Origin of the sequence: Aeromicrobium wangtongii (assembly GCF_024584515.1) — a bacterium.
GTDB lineage: Bacteria > Actinomycetota > Actinomycetes > Propionibacteriales > Nocardioidaceae > Aeromicrobium > Aeromicrobium wangtongii.
Window position 1 is genome coordinate 1,259,160 of record NZ_CP102173.1, and the last position, 16,910, is coordinate 1,276,069.

18 protein-coding genes and 1 riboswitch are annotated in these 16,910 nt (G+C 67.8%); of the genes, 7 read left to right on the forward strand and 11 right to left on the reverse strand.

Translation table 11 applies throughout. The features are described from left to right. Positions 1-25: 25 nt before the first annotated feature. Positions 26-895, forward strand: coding sequence for a DUF3152 domain-containing protein (locus NQV15_RS06380; protein WP_232398908.1), 870 nt, complete (start codon positions 26-28; stop codon positions 893-895). A 125-nt stretch (positions 896-1,020) separates the two neighbouring features. On the opposite strand, the gene NQV15_RS06385 is transcribed toward NQV15_RS06380, so the two are convergent. The 7 genes from NQV15_RS06385 to NQV15_RS06415 form a co-directional block, all read right to left on the reverse strand. Then, positions 1,021-1,299, reverse strand: a complete 279-nt coding sequence (locus NQV15_RS06385; RefSeq protein ID WP_232398910.1) for a WhiB family transcriptional regulator — start codon at positions 1,297-1,299, stop codon at positions 1,021-1,023. 3 nt (positions 1,300-1,302) lie between these two features. Then, complete coding sequence (locus NQV15_RS06390) at positions 1,303-2,313, reverse strand: SAM-dependent methyltransferase (protein WP_232398912.1); 1,011 nt, start codon at positions 2,311-2,313, stop codon at positions 1,303-1,305. Then, entirely contained in the window at positions 2,310-3,074 is a 765-nt protein-coding gene (locus tag NQV15_RS06395) for a DUF1365 domain-containing protein (RefSeq protein ID WP_232398914.1), read from the reverse strand. The genes NQV15_RS06390 and NQV15_RS06395 overlap by 4 nt, the downstream gene beginning before the upstream one ends. Further along, on the reverse strand, positions 3,071-4,348 hold the full coding sequence (locus NQV15_RS06400) for an NAD(P)/FAD-dependent oxidoreductase (RefSeq protein ID WP_232398916.1): 1,278 nt from the start codon (positions 4,346-4,348) through the stop codon (positions 3,071-3,073). Before NQV15_RS06400 ends, NQV15_RS06395 begins: the two co-directional genes overlap by 4 nt. Before the next feature lie 15 nt (positions 4,349-4,363). Beyond that, entirely contained in the window at positions 4,364-4,579 is a 216-nt protein-coding gene (locus NQV15_RS06405; RefSeq protein WP_232398918.1) for a hypothetical protein, read from the reverse strand. Between the two features lie 101 nt (positions 4,580-4,680). After that, positions 4,681-5,988: a fatty acid desaturase family protein gene (locus NQV15_RS06410; protein ID WP_232398920.1), complete on the reverse strand. Its 1,308-nt coding sequence runs from the start codon at positions 5,986-5,988 to the stop codon at positions 4,681-4,683. A 14-nt stretch (positions 5,989-6,002) separates the two neighbouring features. After that, complete coding sequence (locus NQV15_RS06415) at positions 6,003-7,091, reverse strand: ferredoxin reductase (protein WP_232398922.1); 1,089 nt, start codon at positions 7,089-7,091, stop codon at positions 6,003-6,005. Positions 7,092-7,232: 141 nt separating this feature from the next. Between NQV15_RS06415 and NQV15_RS06420 the strand changes: the two genes are divergently transcribed. Further along, entirely contained in the window at positions 7,233-7,865 is a 633-nt protein-coding gene (locus tag NQV15_RS06420; RefSeq protein ID WP_232398924.1) for a TetR family transcriptional regulator, read from the forward strand. A 9-nt stretch (positions 7,866-7,874) separates the two neighbouring features. Here NQV15_RS06420 and NQV15_RS06425 read toward each other — a convergent pair whose 3' ends face one another. Further along, positions 7,875-8,288: an SRPBCC family protein gene (locus NQV15_RS06425; RefSeq protein WP_232398926.1), complete on the reverse strand. Its 414-nt coding sequence runs from the start codon at positions 8,286-8,288 to the stop codon at positions 7,875-7,877. Positions 8,289-8,392: 104 nt separating this feature from the next. Here NQV15_RS06425 and NQV15_RS06430 point away from each other — a divergent pair, with 104 nt between their 5' ends. Then, entirely contained in the window at positions 8,393-9,313 is a 921-nt protein-coding gene (locus NQV15_RS06430; RefSeq protein ID WP_232398929.1) for an NAD-dependent epimerase/dehydratase family protein, read from the forward strand. A 2-nt stretch (positions 9,314-9,315) separates the two neighbouring features. Here NQV15_RS06430 and NQV15_RS06435 read toward each other — a convergent pair whose 3' ends face one another. Next, positions 9,316-9,960, reverse strand: a complete 645-nt coding sequence (locus NQV15_RS06435; RefSeq protein WP_232398930.1) for a GNAT family N-acetyltransferase — start codon at positions 9,958-9,960, stop codon at positions 9,316-9,318. An 86-nt stretch (positions 9,961-10,046) separates the two neighbouring features. Between NQV15_RS06435 and NQV15_RS06440 the strand changes: the two genes are divergently transcribed. Next, positions 10,047-10,409 carry an STAS domain-containing protein gene (locus tag NQV15_RS06440; protein WP_232398935.1) on the forward strand — a complete coding sequence of 121 codons (363 nt, stop codon included), beginning with the start codon at positions 10,047-10,049 and terminating at the stop codon, positions 10,407-10,409. Between the two features lie 104 nt (positions 10,410-10,513). Here the strand turns inward: NQV15_RS06440 and NQV15_RS06445 are convergent, their stop codons facing one another. After that, complete coding sequence (locus NQV15_RS06445) at positions 10,514-10,912, reverse strand: winged helix-turn-helix transcriptional regulator (protein ID WP_232398936.1); 399 nt, start codon at positions 10,910-10,912, stop codon at positions 10,514-10,516. A gap of 99 nt (positions 10,913-11,011) precedes the next feature. Between NQV15_RS06445 and NQV15_RS06450 the strand changes: the two genes are divergently transcribed. Next, on the forward strand, positions 11,012-11,374 hold the full coding sequence (locus NQV15_RS06450) for a DoxX family protein (protein ID WP_232398937.1): 363 nt from the start codon (positions 11,012-11,014) through the stop codon (positions 11,372-11,374). Between the two features lie 20 nt (positions 11,375-11,394). Here the strand turns inward: NQV15_RS06450 and NQV15_RS06455 are convergent, their stop codons facing one another. Further along, positions 11,395-12,903, reverse strand: coding sequence for an acetyl-CoA hydrolase/transferase family protein (locus NQV15_RS06455; protein WP_232398938.1), 1,509 nt, complete (start codon positions 12,901-12,903; stop codon positions 11,395-11,397). Positions 12,904-13,030: 127 nt separating this feature from the next. Further along, positions 13,031-13,245, forward strand: a riboswitch (cobalamin riboswitch). A 123-nt stretch (positions 13,246-13,368) separates the two neighbouring features. Here NQV15_RS06455 and NQV15_RS06460 point away from each other — a divergent pair. Continuing rightward, entirely contained in the window at positions 13,369-15,846 is a 2,478-nt protein-coding gene (locus tag NQV15_RS06460) for a ribonucleoside-diphosphate reductase subunit alpha (RefSeq protein WP_232398940.1), read from the forward strand. Further along, the gene (locus NQV15_RS06465; protein ID WP_232399797.1) at positions 15,843-16,829 is read left to right on the forward strand and encodes a ribonucleotide-diphosphate reductase subunit beta; all 987 of its coding nucleotides are present in this window, start codon (positions 15,843-15,845) and stop codon (positions 16,827-16,829) included. Before NQV15_RS06460 ends, NQV15_RS06465 begins: the two co-directional genes overlap by 4 nt. Positions 16,830-16,910: the final 81 nt, after the last annotated feature.

Below are 16,910 nucleotides of genomic sequence, written 5' to 3' on the forward strand. Positions count from 1 at the left end.
TCGAACGGTCGGTGAGGGGGAAGGCATGGAGATGATGGTGCGCGCACGATGGGCCCTGGCCCTGGTCTCGAGCATGGTGCTGGGAGCGACGCTGCTGGTGGCCGGTCCGGCCCAGGCAGCCGGCGAGCCGCCGCAGAACACCTCCGCGCCGTGGATCTCGGGCTCCGCCACGTACGGCAAGAAGCTGACCGGTCACGTCGGCACGTGGTCGGGCACGATCGACCGGCGCGACTACCGCTGGCTGCGCAACGGCAGATCGATCACCGGTGCCACCGGGCGCCATTACACCGTCCGCTCGGCCGATGTCGGCAAGAAGCTCACGTTCCGGGTGACGGCGAGACGGGCGGGGTCGCCGTCGGTCAGCGCGATCTCGAAGGCCAAGACCGTCCGCCACACCCGCAGCGTCCGCAAGACCGTCACGTACTCGGTGACGACCCGCGGCTCGGTCAACGCCAGCGTGTCCACCTTCAAGCGACAGGCCCAGCAGACTTTTGACGACCCGCGCGGGTGGCGGGCGATGGGCGTCCGGTTCAAGAGGGTGTCCAAGGGCGGCGACTTCACCCTCGTGCTGAGCCAGGCCTCGAAGGTGCCGAGCTTCTCCTCGGCGTGCAGCACGACGTACAGCTGCCGGGTCGGCCGCTACGTCGTGATCAACGAGACGCGCTGGCGCAAGGCGTCCCCCGCGTGGAAGGCCAACGGCGGCTCGTTGCGCAACTACCGTCACCTGGTCGTCAACCACGAGACCGGCCACTGGTTCGGCCGCGGGCACGTGGGCTGCGGCGGCAAGGGCCAGCTGGCGCCGGTGATGCAGCAGCAGTCCAAGGGCCTGGGTGGATGCTCGATCAACCCCTGGCCCAAGAAGAAGGAGCTGCACGCCCCCCGCTACGGCTGGTGAACCCCACGGCTGGTGAACCCCGTGGGCGGTGGCTGAGCCACGCATCCGGCCCGGGAAACGTGGCGGAGCCACCGCCCACGGTGGGTTCGGGGCTTGATAGGTGGCTCAGGCACCGCCCACCGCGGTCAGCCGGTCTTGCGCAGCAGCTGGTCGCGCTCGTTGATGTTCAGGCCGCCCCACACGCCATAGGGCTCACGGACGGTCAGCGCGTGGTTGAGGCACTCCTGCACGACGGGGCACACGGCGCACAACGCCTTGGCCGCTGCCTCCCGGGCGCGACGCCGCGGTCCGCGCTCGGCATCGGGGGAGAAGAACGTCTCCGGGTCGGTCCCGCGGCAGGCCCCTTGGTACTGCCACTCGTAGGTCTCCTGGATCGGCATGGGCAGGCGGGCGATCGAGGCCATGGCTCATGCCTCCTTCGGCCGGGTCAGCTGGAGCTGGAAGACGTCCAGGTAGCCGACGGCGAATCCCGCCTCGCAGTACGCGAGATAGAACTCCCACATGCGGCGGAACGTCTCGTCGAATCCCTGCTCCTGGATGTGCTCCCAGTTCCGGGTGAAGGCCGAGCGCCACTCGTGCAGCGTCCGGGCGTAGTCCTGGCCGAGGGATCGGCGGTCCGTGACGGCCAGTGAGGTGTGCTCGGCGAGCGTCTCGCCGATCGCCTCGAGGGACGGGATCAGGCCGCCGGGGAAGATGTACTTCTGGATCCAGCCATAGGAGTTGCGGGTCTTCAGGTATCGGTGGTGCGCCATCGTGATCGCCTGGATCGACACCTTGCCGCCGCGCTGGGCGGCCCGGATGGCCAGTGCGCCCCACCCGCTGCCGATCTCGAGCACGCGCGTCCCGGCGGTGACGCCGGCCTGGTCGAGGATGCCGTCGATCTTGCGCATCTGCGCCGACTCGAGATCCTCGTCGCCGTCGAACCACGCCGCCGAGTAGGTCATCGACGGGTCGAGGAACTGCGCGAACAGATCGTTCGACAGGTCGTAGTGCGCCTCGATGTTCCGGCGGGAGCCCTCCACGGAGTTGCGCTGCTGGTGCGGCAGCTGCTGGTCGACGAAGACCCGGAACCGTTGCAGCGGCACCGGGACGAGCGTCGCCATGCGCTCCGCGAACGGGGTGAGCAGCTGCGCGAGGTCGGTGTTCTCGCCGACGGTCCAGTCGCCGGCCATGTACGCCTCGCCGAGGCCGATCTTGCTGTCGGCGCCGAGCCGGTGGAACAGTGCCTTGGGGCGGACGACGTGCATCCGGGCGGAGCTGTCGTCGCCGGCTCCCCACGTGCCGCCCCCGGCGAAGTGCACCTGGACGGGGAGGCGGTTGACGGTCGGCTTGAGCAGCGCTCGAGCGGCGCGTGCCTTGAGCGGGGCGTGAGGGGTACGTTCGACACCGGGCCAGCCGGTGGCGGCGATCTGCGTCATCGGGTGCCTTCCTGCGGTTCGTGTGCCGGACGGGGAACGACCGGCAGCCTGCGGATCCAGAGCCATATACCGTGCATTCGGATCAGCAGGCTGGTGCGATGGGTCATGAACGGCATTTTCACGAGCAGATGTGCCAGCCGCGCCGCGGTCGCCGGTCTGGGGGTACCCCGGAACGTCGCACTGAAGACCGCAGCACCCCCCTGGCGCAAGATGATGCTGGACGAGACCTTGTCGCGCGCCAGCCCGAACTGCAGGTCATAGGAGCCGTCGACGGTGAAGAACGGGGAGACGTAGAACGACTTGTCCGTCTGGGCGCGGCCGTCGTCATCGGGCCGCACGAGATAGGCGTGCCGCTCACCGTACGTGTTGTGCACCTCGGCCACGAGGCAGGTCAGCGTGCCGTCCGGGGCGATGGCCCAGAACACGCTCAACGGGTCGAAGGTGTGGCCCAGGATCCGGGCGTTGGCCAGCATCAGCAGGCGGTGGCCGCCGATGTCGACGCCCTCCGCGCGGCAGAACCGTTCGATGTTCGTGCGGATCGACTCCCCGGGAGCACCGATGTGGTCGGCCGCCGAGAACGTCGAGAACGGGCGCAGCGGGCGCGGCATGCGCGGCAGGTCGTCGACGTCGACCAGCCACTGGTAGACGCGGTGGGAGAACGCGCGCCGCATCGGGGTGCGGCGCGTGTGGGACACCGTCCCCTCGACGAGTGCCGGCAGGGTCGGCAGGCCGGTCAGCCGGGGCCGCGCCGGCGCAGTCACCACGCTGTTCCCAAGGCGGCGGCGGCCTCGACGCCCGAGCGGCAGCCGTCCTCGTGGAACCCCCAGCCGTGGTACGCGCCGGCGAAGACCGTGCTGCCGGTGGAGAGCCGCTTGAGCTCGCCCTGCGCCGCGACCGAGGTCGGCGTGTAGATGGGATGCGTGTAGGCCAACGTCCGGACGACCTTCGCGGGGTCGATGTGCTGCGACGCGTTCAGCGTCACCAGGAACGGCTCCGTGCTGTCGATGCCCTGCAGGAGGTTCATCCAGTAGGTCACGGTGGAGCGGTCGCTGCGGGTCGTGCAGTCGTCCATGCGGTAGTTCCAGGCCGATCGGGCGGCCGGCGCGACGGGCAGCTGGGTGTCGTCGCGGTGCAGCAGCACCTCGTTGTCGGAGTACTGGAAGGCACCCAGCACGGCACGCTCGTCATCGCTGGGATCGCTCAGCAGGGCGAGGGCGTCATCGGCGTGCGTCGCGATGACCACGGCATCGGCGCGGTGCACGGTGCCGTCCACCATGGTCAGCTCGACCCCCTCGGCGCGGCGGGTGACCGAGCGGACGGCGGACGAGACGCGGACGTCCCCGATCGCGTCGCGAACCTTGTCGACGTACGTCGCCGAGCCGCCGACGACCGTGAACCACTGCGGCGAGCCCTTGATCGACAAGAAGCCGTGGTGCTTGAGGAACTCGAACAGGTAGCGCGCCGGATACTCGAGGGCCGTGTCGTGCCCGGACGACCACACGCACGACACGACCGGGATCGCGTAGTGCGAGACGAAGTACTCCGAGAAGCCGTGGTCCTGCAGGAAGTCCCCGTAGGTGAGTGGGTCGGACGGTGACTCGACCGCGTCGAGCAGCTCGTGCGCGAGCCGCCCGAACCGCTTGACGTCCAGCAGCATGCGGAGGTAGCGCGGATCGAGCAGCCGGCGCCGCTGGGCGAAGATGCCCTTGCCGCCGCGTCCACCTGCGTACTCCAGCCCGCAGTCGTCGCAGTGGATGCTCATGCTCATCTCGGTCGGGTGGACCTCGACGTCGAGCTCGGCGAACAATCGCCGCAGCAGGGGATAGGTGCGGTCGTTGTGGACGATGAATCCGGTGTCGACACGGTGGGTGGCGTCCGGGTCGGCGACGGTGTGCGTGTGGGCGTGGCCACCGACGCGCTCATCGGCCTCGAAGACCGTGACGTCCCAATCCTTGCGAAGGACATATGCGGCAGTGAGTCCGGAGATGCCTGAGCCGATGACCGCCACCGAACGACGAGGGCTGGTTGATTCCATGTCGGGTGTTCGTTGCTACTCGGCCGTTGGATTGGTCTCGGCGTCGTCGCGTCCGGCGCGTTTGCTCGCCTCGGCGATCTCGAAGATCTCGGTGCCGAAGGCCCCCACCTCGGTGGTGATCCTGCGCGCGGTGTCGAACAAGATGGCCGCGATGTGCCCGGCGCTGGCGATGGCGGCCTCCGTCGACTGCTGCACGGCGTCCTTGACGATCTCTCGCCGGCTGAGCGCCATCGGCCTGTCCTTCCCTCGAGATGTCGACGAGGTCAAGTGTGACCTACAAAAGGGTCCCCCGGCACGCCTGCGCGCCGGGGGACCCTTTCGTACGTTCTGCGCTACGCGCTGGTCGCCAGCTCCTCGAGGCGGCGAGCCTGCTCCTCGCGCTTGGCGCGACGCAGCGCCTTGCTCTCGGGGCTGTTGCCGATCTTGTACGGGTCGCTGGGCTTCTTGCCGAGCTTGGCCAGCTGGCGCACGACGCTGCCGAGCTGCTTGGACAGGCGGCCGGTGTTGTAGTGCAGGCCGTACTTCTCCACCAGCCGGTTGACGTCCTCGGCGACCTCGGGGTAGCGACGCGCCGGGATGTCGGGGAACAGGTGGTGCTCGATCTGGTAGCTCAGGTTGCCGGTCATGAGGTGGAACAGCTTGCCGCCGGTGATGTTGGCCGAGCCGAGCAGCTGGCGCAGGTACCACTGGCCGCGGTTCTCGTTCTGCGCGTCCTCCTCCTTGAACGTCTCCACCTCGGCGGGGAAGTGGCCGCAGAAGATGATCAGGAACGTCCACACGTTGCGGATCACGTTGGCCGCGACGTTCGCGCCCAGGATCGCGACCGGGGCCCACCAGCCGACGAACGGCACCAGGGCCAGGCCCAGCGCGGGCCACGCGATGTAGTCCTTGAAGACCTGCTTGCGGATCTTCTTGAACGCGCGCTTCTTGCGTCCCTCGAAGTCCTCCTTGGAGATCTTGCCGTGGAGGTACTGGTCGAGCTCGACGCCGTGGTACATGATGCCCCACTCGAACACCATCATCAGCGCGGTCGCGAGCGGCAGGTTGAAGCGGTGGCTGGGGTACCACGGCTGGTCCTCGTCGATGCGGAACATGTTGTAGCCGATGTCCCGGTCCATGCCGTGGATGTTGGTGTACGTGTGGTGGATGTAGTTGTGGCCGTGCTTCCAGTCCTGCGACGGGGCGATGTTGTCCCACTCGTAGCGGGCGCCGTCGATCATCGGATCGTTCATCCAGTCGTACTGGCCGTGCATGACGTTGTGGCCGATCTCCATGTTGTCGATGATCTTGGCCACGGCGAGCGAACCGACGCCGGCGATGAACGCGGGCGGGAAGAACGGCATGAAGATGCCGACGCGTCCCAGCACCTCGGCGCCCTTCTGGACCCGGATCACCCGGCGGATGTAGTCGGCGTCGGGCTGGCCGAGGTCGTCGAGCACGCGCTGGCGGACGGCGTCGAGCTCGCGGCCGAACTCCTCGAGCTGCTCGTACGTCATGTACTCAAGACCGATCGTCGCCGGCTTGTCGGAGGTCGGGCTGATCAGCGACAGGGGAGCGGCGTTGTGCTTGCTCGCGCTGCGGGGCTCGATGGGCTTGCTCTTGACGAACTTGCGGGCGATGGCGGTCGTGAGTGCGGCCATGGTTTCTCCTTGGCTCAGAGGGCGACGTTGACGTCGCCGATGGGGACCTGAACACAGATCTTGATGGTCTCGTCGGTGGTGGCGTTGACCTCACCGCTGACGACGTGCCGGACGGCACCGCTGTTCTTCTTGACGGCGCAGGTGTTGCAGACGCCCATGCGGCAGCCGAAATCGGGCTGCAGTCCCGCGTTCTCGGCCTGCTCGAGGATCGTGGCGCCGGTGTTGAACGCCTCCATCTTCGAGTCGTCGAACGACAGCATGCCGGTGGCATCGGCTGCGTCCAGGTCGACGGACGGAACCTTGAAGTACTCCATGCGGAGCTGGTCTGCGGCGCCGAGTTCGGCGTACGTGTCGCGCACGGAGGCGATGAGCCCGGCCGGTCCGCACGCGAAGGTCAATGTGCTGACCGGGTCGACCCCGAGGTGCTTGAGGTGGTCGATGTGGAAGCGTCCTGCCAGCTCGGCACCCGGGGCGGGCTGGCGCGTGTAGACGCGGACGATGCGGAAGTCGGTGGTGGCGTCGATGTCGTCGAGCTCGTCGGTGAACATCTCGTCGTCACGGCTGCGGGCGTAGTGCAGGAAGGTGACCTGACCGGTGTGGCCCTTGTCGCGCAGGGTGCGCAGCATCGACATGACCGGCGTGACGCCCGATCCGCCGCTGATCAGCAGCACGGAGTCGGGAACCTGCTGGGGGAGGACGAACTCGCCCTCGGCCTGCGACAGGTAGACGATCGTGCCCGGCTCGAGCTCCTTGTGCAGGAACTGCGAGACGTAGCCGTCGGGGTGGGCCTTCACCGAGACGCTGAAGGTGCCCTTCTTGGCGGTGCTGGAGCTGGAGACCGAGAAGACGCGGACGCGGCGCTTGCCGTCGACCTCGACCCCGAACTGCACGTGCTGGCCGGGGACGAAGCCTTCCCAGGCGCCATTGGGCCGCAGCACGACGGTGCTGGCGGCGCCGGTCTCACGGCGCACCTCGAGCACCTTGGCGCGGACGTTGCCCGCCGCCAGCATGGGGTGGATCTGCTCGAGGTAGTGATCCACGGTGAACGGGGAGGTCAACGAGGCGACGGGGCGCGAGGTGAGTGCCTTGCGGATGATGCCCATGGACGCCTCCTGACTGGTTGAGTGAACGTCCGTGCACTCAAAGTCTGCACGAGACGCGCGCGAACCGCAACAGACACGCCGAGTGACCTGTCGCACGACCGACACAAGTGTTCACCGAACGCTGCGCGATACCCTCTCTTCATGACCGAGTCCGCGCAGGTCGCCTCGCGCCAGGAGCAGAAGGAGCGCACACGTCAGGCGATCCTCGCTGCGGCGCTCGAGCTCACGCAGACCCAGGGATTCGCGCAGATCAGCCTGCGTCAGGTCGCGCGGCACGCGGGGATCGTCCCGACCGCGTTCTACCGGCACTTCGAGTCGATGGACGAGCTGGGGCTCGCGCTGGTCGAGCAGTCGTTCTCGACGCTGCGGCGGATGATCCGCGATGCGCAGCGCGATCCGAAGGTGTTCGACAACATCATCGACGCCGCGGCCGACATCCTGGTCGAGGCGGTCAAGCACAGCAAGGCGCACTTCGCCTTCGTGGCCCGCGAACGCGTCGGCGGGTCCGAGGCCGTGAGCCGGGCGATCCGGCACGAGCTGGACCTGTTCGTCAGCGAGCTCGCGGTGGTGCTGGCGCGGCTGCCCAACATCGAGAACTGGTCCAGCGACGACGTGCAGATGGTGTCACGGCTGTTCGTCCGCAACATGGTCTCGAATGCCGAGGAGGTCGTCGAGATGCCGGACGGGCGCCCTGACCTCGAAGAGAGCATCAAGGAGGGCGCCCGGCGTCAGATGCGTCTGATCGTTGTCGGCTTCCGCGACTGGAGGAGCTGAGCGCTCGGCTCAGCTGGAGCTTGCGACCTGACGGGCGCCGTAGGTGTCCTGTGCGGCGGTGGCCAGGTTGTCCAGGGCGCGCTTGAACACGTCGTCGCCCAGGGAGTCCTCGAGCTCCTGCAGGTGCTCCTCGTCGGCGGTGAAGTCGGCCGACCAGGTGACGTACGAGACCGCCAGTCCGGCGTCCTCGACGAGGATCGTCGCGCGGTGGTTCGCGATCGGGAACGGCGGGTCGGGCATGTGGTACGACAGCGTCTTGCCGGCGTCGTCCTTCTCCAGGATCGTCACGACCAGATCGGCGGGAGCCTCGGGGCCGTCGGCGTAGATGCGGAGCTTGGGGTGCCACTGCGCGAAGTCGTTGACCAACGACCAGACATCCTCAGAGGGTGCGGCGACAAACGTGCGACGGGAGATGCGGGGCATGGACGTCCTCTGGTGCGACAGTTCGGTATCAGGTCATTGAACCTCTAACGAGGCCTGATTGCCCCATTGTGGCAGTGAGTCATTTCTCACTCGAAGGAGCACTCATGACCGATCGCCATCTCATCGTCGGTGCCGGGCCGGTCGGCCGGCACGTGGCGCACCTGCTGACCGCACGAGGAGCCGAGGTCGTCGTGGCGACACGCTCGGGTTCGGACAGCGGCGTTGCCGGTGTGACGCACCGGCAGCTCGACGCCTCCGACCCGGACGCCCTGAGCGCGGCCGCCGAGGGTGCGTCCGCCCTCTACAACTGCGCGAACCCGCCGGACTACACGACGTGGGACACGGCGTGGCCGCCGCTGGCGGCCTCGTTGCTGACCGCGGCCGAGCGGTCCGGTGCGGTGTACGCGATCACCGGAAACCTGTATCCGTACGGCCCGGTCGTCGGTCCGATGCACGAGGCGCTGCCGGATGCGGCGACCGACCACAAGGGCGTCCTGCGGGCCAGGATGTGGGCCGATGCAAAGGCGCTGCACGACGCCGGGCGCATCCGCGCGGTGGAGGTGCGCGGCTCGGACTACGTGGGCTCGGGCGTCGGCGAGAACGGGCACGTCACTCGCCAGCTGCCGGGGATGCTGGCCGGCAAGCGGGCCTGGGTCGTCGGCCGCAAGGACCAGCCGCACACGTTCACCGACGTCCTCGACGCGGCACGGCTGCTCGTCGCGGCGGCGGACGACAGCTCCGCCCACGGCCGGTTGTGGCACGTGCCGAGCAATCCGCCCCGCACCCAGGAGCAGGCGCTGACCGACGTCATGGCCGTCCTGGACCGTCCGGCTCCGAAGGTGTCGGCGATCCCGACGCCGTTGCTGCGACTGGGGTCGCGGTTCGCTCCGATGGCCCGCGAGATCGCAGACCTGGCCTACCAGTGGGAGCGGCCCTACGTCCTGGACGACTCCGCGGCGCGCACGCACTTCGCGATGGAACCCACGCCGTGGGACGAGGTGTGCCGCAGGACCGCAGGACTGTGAGCTCAGGCGCCCATCAGCGACAGCATCTCCAGGCGGGTCTGCCATCCCAGGCTCGTGTAGAGCGGGCGCCCCTGCGCGCTGGCGGCGAGCACCCCGTGGGTGGCTCCGCGCCCCATGGCCTGGGCCGTGAGCGTGGCCATGACGTGCCGGCCGAGTCCTCTGCGCTGGAAGGCCGGCGTGGTCTCGATGCGGTCGAAGGTCGCGACCTGGCCCAGCACGGCGACGGTTCCGTTAGCGGCCACGGACGTTCCCGATTCCAGTGTGTACGTCACGGAGTGGTCATCCACGTCCCAGCGGAACGTCAGGTCCGCCTCCAGTGGCGGCACCGGCAGGTCGACCAGGTGGGTCGACATCAGTGCCTCGTCGTCACGGTCCAGCCGCACGCTCGCCGGCCGAGGGGCCGTCAGATAGGGGCCGACGTCGTGGGCGGCGACCGTCAGCATCGCGCGCGGGTCGCCATCGATGTGCCGCATGAGCTCCAGGAAGCGGTCGACGCCAGGCTCGACGCACACCAGCTCGGTCTCCCGGCTGGGCGAGCCCACGTGGACCAGCGGCCAGCCGTCCAGCTCGCTCGCCTCGATGCCGCGGAGGTGCGTCCACGTGGCGATCCACTGGTCGTTGAGGTTGCGGACGTCATTCAGGGCCATGGTCTCGATTCTCCCAGCTGGCTTTGGCTAGGATCGGACAGCTCGGCCGCACTCCTCGCGGGCGAGACGATGCCTCGGGAGCCGACATGACGCAGCAGCTGGACGTGAACGTCCGCCACGACCATGACCACGTCATCATCGACGTGGCCGGTGAGGTGGACATCGAGACGGCCCCCCGGCTGCGTGAGGTCGTCACCCAGGTGACCGACGACGGTGCCGAGCGTCTGGTCTTCGACCTCTCGAACGTCACGTTCGTCGACTCGGTCGGGCTGGGCGTGTTCGTCCTGGCCCGCAAGAAGATGCTGCTGCGCCAGGGGACGATCGGCATCGTCGCGCCCACCCGCCGGGTCGTCGCGATCTTCAAGATCGCCGGGCTCGATGAGCTGTTCCGCGTCCGCCCGAGCCTGACGGCGCTGCTCGCCGAGGACAACCCGGCGGAACCGGCGTAGCCGGACATCTCGCCCGGGAAAGCAAGTGTCCCCGCGCCGTTGGTGCGGCCGGGGACGTTGAGCCCGAAACCGCTAGATAGGGCGGCTCGGAACTGCCACCAAGTCTAGCCGACGTCCGGGGGTGGCTGCGCAGCGCGGGCGTCGAACGAGGTGTGGCTGCGCTCAATGCCCGGATTGTGCTCGACGGCCCACTCGGCCAGCGTCACAGCCGGGGCGATCAGCGTGCGGCCGGTTGCCGTGAGCTCGTACTCGACGCGCGGGGGCACCTCGGCGTGGACGGTGCGGGTGACGAGACCGTCGCGCTCCAGGAGGCGCAGGGTGCGGGTCAGCATCCGCTGGGAGACCCCCGGGATGCGCTGCTGCAGCTCGGTGAACCGCATGCTCCCGCCCTCGAGCGTGGCGACGACCAGCAGGGTCCACTTGTTGCCGATGCGGTCGAGGATGCTGCGGATCGCGCGGCCTCCGTCGCCGCGGATCAGGCAGGTCTTCTCATAGCTGGACATCGGCTCTCCCACGGTCAGGCACACCGGTGTGCCTTTTGTACGGGTCCTGATTGTCACTCATGATGATGCCACTTACCACTCGTAACCATCGGAGCGCTCATGACCATCGCCTACTGGATCCTTGCGGGTCTGCTCGCAGTGTTCTACCTCTACGCCGGCGGCAAGAAGATCACCCAGAGCCAGGAGGAGCTCGCCCCGATGATGGGGTGGGTCGACACTGTCCCGATGCCGGTCGTCCGGGCCCTCGGTGTCGTCGAGGTCCTGGGCGCCGTCGGGCTGATCCTGCCGCCGGCGACCGGCATCGCACCATGGCTGGCGATCGCGGCCGCTTCGGGGTTCGCCGTGCTCCAAGTCCTCGCGGCCGGACTGCACCTGTCCCGCGGGGAGGCCAAGGACACCGGCCTCAACGCAGCGCTGCTGATCGTCGCGGTGGCGGCAGCTTGGTTCGCCATGGCGTGGTGACCCCCGGGGACCGGGCGCACTCACATGCTGCCGGTCTCCAGGTATCGCTGGTGCCAGCTCAGTGCCTCGCCCATCAGGTGGGGCGTGTGACGGGCGCGCGGGCGCTCGGTCCAGGCCCTCTGCGTGTAGTCCAGCAGGGCGGGCCGGAACGTCGGGTGCGCGCAGCGCTCGATGATGCGCTCGGCGCGGGCGCGCGGCGAGAGGCCGCGCAGGTCGGCGATGCCGTGCTCGGTGACGATGACGTGGACGTCGTGCTCGGTGTGGTCGACATGGCTGACCATCGGCACGATCGCCGAGATGGCCCCGTCCTTGGCGGTCGAGGGCGTCAGGAAGAAGTTCAAGAACGCGTTGCGGGCGAAGTCGCCGCTGCCGCCGATCCCGTTCATGATGGCGCTGCCCATCACGTGGGTGGAGTTGACGTTGCCGTAGATGTCGGCCTCGAGCAGTCCGTTCATGGCGATGATGCCGAGGCGCCGCACCAGCTCGGGATGGTTGGAGATCTCCTCGCTGCGCAGCAGGATCCGGCCCTTGTAGGTGTCGATGTTGTCGATGAACCGGCGCGCGCCGACATCGGACAGGCCGAAGGACGTCGAGGACGCGGCCCGCAACGTGCCGTTGTCGAGCAGATCGAGCATTCCGTCCTGGATGACCTCGGTGAAGGCCACCAGGTCGGTGAACTCGCTGTCGCCGAGACCGGCGAGGACGGCATTGGCCACATTGCCCACGCCGGACTGCAGCGGCAGGAGCTCAGGCGGCATCCGGCCGGCGGCGACCTCGTGCCGCAGGAAGTCCACGACGTGCTCGGCGATCGCGGCCGAGTTCTCATCCGGCGGGCTGAAGGGCGCGTTCCGGTCCGGGCGGTCGGTCTCGACGATCGCCACGACCTTCTCCGGGTCGATGCGCAGGTACGGCTCGCCGATGCGCTGCATCGGATCGGTCAGCTCGATCGGGCGGCGGTGCGGAGGAAGCGCCGTCCCGTAGTAGATGTCGTGGAAGCCCTCCAGCCCGCGCGGCTGCCAGCTGTTGACCTCCAGGATGATCCGGTCGGCCTGGTCGAGCCAGGTCTTGTTGTTGCCGACCGAGCTGCTCGGCACGAGGAGTCCGCCGGGCAGCACGGCCGTCACCTCGACCACCGCGACGTCCAGGTTGCCGTAGAACCCGAACCACATGTGCTGCGCGGAGTGGCTCAGGTGGGCATCGACGTAGTCGACCTCGCCGAGGTTGATCAACGAGCGCATCGTCGGGTCGGAGTTGTAGGGCAGCCGGGTCGAGACCCCGTGGGCCTCGGCGAGGACACCGTCGGCGTCGGGCGCGGTCGAGGCACCCGACCACAGTCCGATGCGGAACTGCTCGCCACGGCCGTGCGCATCCACCATCGCGTCGTGCAGCGCGGCCGGAACCGCCTTGGGGTAGCCCGCTCCGGTGAATCCGCTGATGCCGACGTTGTCGCCGTCATTGATCAGCGCGGCGGCTGCCTGCGCGGACGTGATGCGGGCTCGCAGGACGGGGCACGTGATGCGGTCTGACATGACAACATTCTGGTGGGTGGGGTCGCGGGCTTGGATCCCGGTCCCTCGCCTGCGATCGCAGCACTGCGTGCTAGGGGCACCTGCGGCACCCCACATGTGGGGGGTTACACCGATGTGGTTTCCATATACAGTGACTCCCGCAGCTGGTTCGCCTCCTCAGCCAGGGGAGTCGTGGCAACAGGGAACCCGGTGGAAATCCGGGACTGCCCCGCAGCGGTAAGTGGGAACGACCTTCGTCATCAGCACTGGGCGCAAGCCTGGGAAGCGACGAACAGTAGGCGGCGGTGCTCCGGCACCGCCTGGCCCATGAGTCCGAAGACCTGCCAGTGCCGCGCCGTCCAGACGACGGTTCGGGTCCGCGACCTCGTGGGAAGGTCAGGGGATCAGGGTCGCTGTGTCGTCCCGTCTCCGTCACCCCTCGAGCTCGGACTGCGTCCACGCACCAGTTCACGAGGGGTGAACCGCATGACCATCACTGTCATCAAGCGCGACGGTACGCGCGCACCGTACGACGGCTACGAGATCGCCAGGTCCATCGAAGAGGCCAGCGCCGGGCTCGACGACCAGGTCGCCCGCGTCACGCAGCTGCAGGCCGAGCTCGAGATCACGCTGTTCGACGGCATCACCAGCGAACAGCTCGACGAAGCGGTGATCCAGGTTGCTCTGCAGAACGTCAAGGACGACCCGGCGTTCGACACGATCGCGTCGCGCCTGCTGGTCAAGACGCTGTACAAGAAGATCTTCGGCGAGGGCGTGAGCCGCGACGAGGTCCACGCCTTCCACGGCCCGGCCTTCGTCGCCTCGGTCCTGCGCGGTGTCGAGCTGGGCCTGCTCGACCCGCGCCTGACCGAGCTGTTCGATCTCGAGGTGCTGGGCGCCGCGCTCGACCCCGATCGCGACGATCTCATCCGCTACATCGGCGCACAGACGATGCGCACCCGCTACATGATCTGCGAGCCCGACGGCACGCCGCTGGAGGTGCCGCAGTTCTTCTGGATGCGCGTCGCGATGGGCCTGTCGCTGGGCGAGGACGATCCCACCGCCGCAGCCGTCGCGTTCTACGACAAGATGTCGCGCCTGGAGTACCTCGCGGCCGGCTCGACGCTGGTCAACGCCGGGACGTCCTACAGCCAGCTCTCCAACTGCTTCGTGATGCAGATGGAGGACGACATCGAGCACATCGCCAAGAGTGTGCGCGACGTCATGTGGCTGACCAAGGGCACGGGCGGCATCGGCATGTCGGTGTCCAGGCTGCGCGCCGAGGGCTCGCCCATCCGCAGCAACAACACCGCGTCCACCGGGCCCATCCCGTTCATGCACACGATCGACTCCACGCTGCGTGCCATCAGCCGCGGCGGCAAGAAGTTCGGCGCCCTGTGCTTCTACATGGAGAACTGGCACCTCGACTTCGCCCAGTTCCTCGACCTGCGCGCCAACTCCGGCGACCCGTACCGCCGCACCCGTACCGCCAACACCGCCGTGTGGATCAGCGATGAGTTCATGAAGCGGGTGCAGGACGACCGGGACTGGTACCTGTTCGACCCGCTCGACGTGCCTGACCTCGTCGAGCTGTACGGCGCGGCCTTCTCTGCGCGTTATGCCGAGTACGTCGCGATGGCCGATGCGGGGCGGCTGCGGCACAAGAAGATGCGCGCCCGCGAGCAGTTCCGAGCGATCCTGGTGTCGCTGCAGGCCAGCTCGCACCCGTGGCTGACGTGGAAGGACACCATCAACACCCGGGCGCTGAATCACAACACGGGCACGATCCACCTGTCGAACCTGTGCACCGAGATCACGCTGCCGCAGGATCGGGACAATGTCGCCGTCTGCAACCTCGCCTCGATCAACCTGTCCCGTCACGTCACCGGGCGCCGCCAGCAGGCCCGCGTCGACTGGAAGCGGCTGGCCGAGTCGACCCGCCTGGCCGTGCGTCAGCTCGACAACCTCATCGACATCACGATCTCGTCGGTGCCCGAGTCCGAGCACTCCAACGAGCTCAACCGCGCCCTCGGCCTCGGCGTCATGGGCTTCACCGACGTCGTCGAGCGTTTCGGGTACTCCTACGAGTCCGAGCAGTCGTACGACCTGATCGACCAGGTCATGGAGTTCATCAGCTGGCACGCCATCGACGTGTCGGCCGATCTGGCCCGCGAGCGCGGCGCCTACCCGAACTTCGAGGGATCGCGCTGGAGCCAGGGCATGGTGCCGATCGACTCCCTCGACCTGCTGGAGGCCGACCGCGGCGTGCCCGTCGACGTCGACCGCACGACGCGCCTGGACTGGGACGCCCTGCGCGGCAAGGTGTCGGCTGGCATCCGCAACTCCACCCTCATGGCGATCGCGCCGACGGCGTCCATCGGGCTGGTCGCCGGGACGACGCCGGGCCTGGACCCCCAGTTCAGCCAGATCTTCAGCCGGGCGACCAGTTCGGGCAAGTTCTTGGAGGTCAACCGGAACCTGGTCGAGGATCTGCGGGCCCTCGGTCTGTGGGAGAGCGTCCGTGAGGATCTGCTGCGACACCAGGGGGACCTGTCGAAGGTCGAGGGGGTGCCGGCCGAGCTGCAGGAGATCTACCGCACGAGCTTCCAGCTCTCGCCGTACGCATTCGTCAACGTCGCGGCCCGTGCGCAGAAGTGGATCGACCAGGCCATCAGCCGCAATATCTACCTGCAGAGCCGGGACGTGGGGGAGATGGTCGAGCTCTACGCCAAGGCGTGGGAGATGGGCGTCAAGACCACGTACTACCTGCACATGATGCCGCGGCACACCGCCGAGCAGAGCACCGTCAAGGTCAACAAGGCTGCGCAGCAGACGCCAGCCGGGGGAGCGCCGCGTCGCGGGTTCGGGGCGGTCGCCGCCCCCGTGGCCGAGCTCGAGGTCGTGGACGGTGCCGCCTGCCCGGTCGACCCGCAGGAGCGACTGAACTGCGAGTCGTGCCAGTGAGCGGGGGCATCCTGGGCACCGGCATCCAGGAGGGGCTGCTGCTCAAGCCCGTCACCTACCAGTGGGCCATGGACCTGTACGACCAGGCCGTCGCCAACACCTGGTTCCCGAACGAGATCCAGCTCGGCGAGGACCTGGCCGACTTCGAGCGCATGAGCGAGGAGGAACGTCACGCGCTGACGTTCCTGATGAGCTACTTCAACCCGAATGAGCTGCTGGTCAACAAGGCGCTGGCCTTCGGCGTGTACCCGTACGTCAACGCCGCCGAGTGCCACCTGTACCTGGCCAAGCAGATGTGGGAGGAGGCCAATCACTGCATGAGCTTCGAGTACGTGCTCGAGACGTTCCCGATCGACCGTGCGGCGGCCTACGACTCCCACGTGTCGGTGCCCTCGATGGCGGCCAAGGAGGAGTTCGAGATCCACTACATCCGGCGGATGACCGAGCAGACCCTCGACATCTCCACGACCGAGGGCAAGCAGGACTTCGTGCGCAACCTCGTGGCGTACAACGTCATCCTGGAGGGCATCTGGTTCTACTCAGGATTCATGGTGGCGCTGAGCTTTCGGCAGCGGAACCTGCTGCGCAACTTCGGCTCGCTGATCGACTGGATCGTGCGCGACGAGAGCCTCCACCTCAAGTTCGGCATCAACCTGATCCTGACGGTGCTGGAGGAGAACCCGGACGTCGCGACCCAGGAGTTCGCCGCCGAGATCCAGCAGATGATCCTGCACGCCGTGTCGATGGAAGAGGCCTACAACCGGGACCTTCTGCCCGGCGGGATCCTGGGCCTCAACGCGGACTACATCAACCAGTACGTGCGCTACCTGGCCGATCGTCGGCTGGAGGAGCTCGGCTTCGAACCGCACTACAACGCGGCGAATCCGGCCAAGTGGATGGCCACGGCCAACGACACCCTGCAGCTGGTCAACTTCTTCGAGTCGACCAACACGTCGTACGAGGTGAATGCCAAGCAGGGCTGAAAAATCCTGTCATATCAGGGTATTTCGTGTGCAGAACCATTGTGGTCACGGGCGGACTCCGATAGAATCGAACATACGTTC

Excerpts from the sequence above, each read along its gene's own strand:
- NQV15_RS06435 (WP_232398930.1), bottom strand. The coding sequence starts at position 9,960 with ATGGCCCTGAATGACGTCCGCAACCTCAACGACCAGTGGATCGCCACG.
- NQV15_RS06410 (WP_232398920.1), bottom strand. The coding sequence starts at position 5,988 with ATGGCCGCACTCACGACCGCCATCGCCCGCAAGTTCGTCAAGAGCAAG.
- NQV15_RS06405 (WP_232398918.1), bottom strand. The coding sequence starts at position 4,579 with ATGGCGCTCAGCCGGCGAGAGATCGTCAAGGACGCCGTGCAGCAGTCG.
- NQV15_RS06380 (WP_232398908.1), top strand. The coding sequence starts at position 26 with ATGGAGATGATGGTGCGCGCACGATGGGCCCTGGCCCTGGTCTCGAGC.
- NQV15_RS06385 (WP_232398910.1), bottom strand. The coding sequence starts at position 1,299 with ATGGCCTCGATCGCCCGCCTGCCCATGCCGATCCAGGAGACCTACGAG.
- NQV15_RS06430 (WP_232398929.1), top strand. The coding sequence starts at position 8,393 with ATGACCGATCGCCATCTCATCGTCGGTGCCGGGCCGGTCGGCCGGCAC.
- NQV15_RS06445 (WP_232398936.1), bottom strand. The coding sequence starts at position 10,912 with ATGTCCAGCTATGAGAAGACCTGCCTGATCCGCGGCGACGGAGGCCGC.
- NQV15_RS06400 (WP_232398916.1), bottom strand. The coding sequence starts at position 4,348 with ATGGAATCAACCAGCCCTCGTCGTTCGGTGGCGGTCATCGGCTCAGGC.
- NQV15_RS06450 (WP_232398937.1), top strand. The coding sequence starts at position 11,012 with ATGACCATCGCCTACTGGATCCTTGCGGGTCTGCTCGCAGTGTTCTAC.
- NQV15_RS06460 (WP_232398940.1), top strand. The coding sequence starts at position 13,369 with ATGACCATCACTGTCATCAAGCGCGACGGTACGCGCGCACCGTACGAC.
- NQV15_RS06440 (WP_232398935.1), top strand. The coding sequence starts at position 10,047 with ATGACGCAGCAGCTGGACGTGAACGTCCGCCACGACCATGACCACGTC.
- NQV15_RS06425 (WP_232398926.1), bottom strand. The coding sequence starts at position 8,288 with ATGCCCCGCATCTCCCGTCGCACGTTTGTCGCCGCACCCTCTGAGGAT.
- NQV15_RS06455 (WP_232398938.1), bottom strand. The coding sequence starts at position 12,903 with ATGTCAGACCGCATCACGTGCCCCGTCCTGCGAGCCCGCATCACGTCC.
- NQV15_RS06420 (WP_232398924.1), top strand. The coding sequence starts at position 7,233 with ATGACCGAGTCCGCGCAGGTCGCCTCGCGCCAGGAGCAGAAGGAGCGC.
- NQV15_RS06415 (WP_232398922.1), bottom strand. The coding sequence starts at position 7,091 with ATGGGCATCATCCGCAAGGCACTCACCTCGCGCCCCGTCGCCTCGTTG.
- NQV15_RS06390 (WP_232398912.1), bottom strand. The coding sequence starts at position 2,313 with ATGACGCAGATCGCCGCCACCGGCTGGCCCGGTGTCGAACGTACCCCT.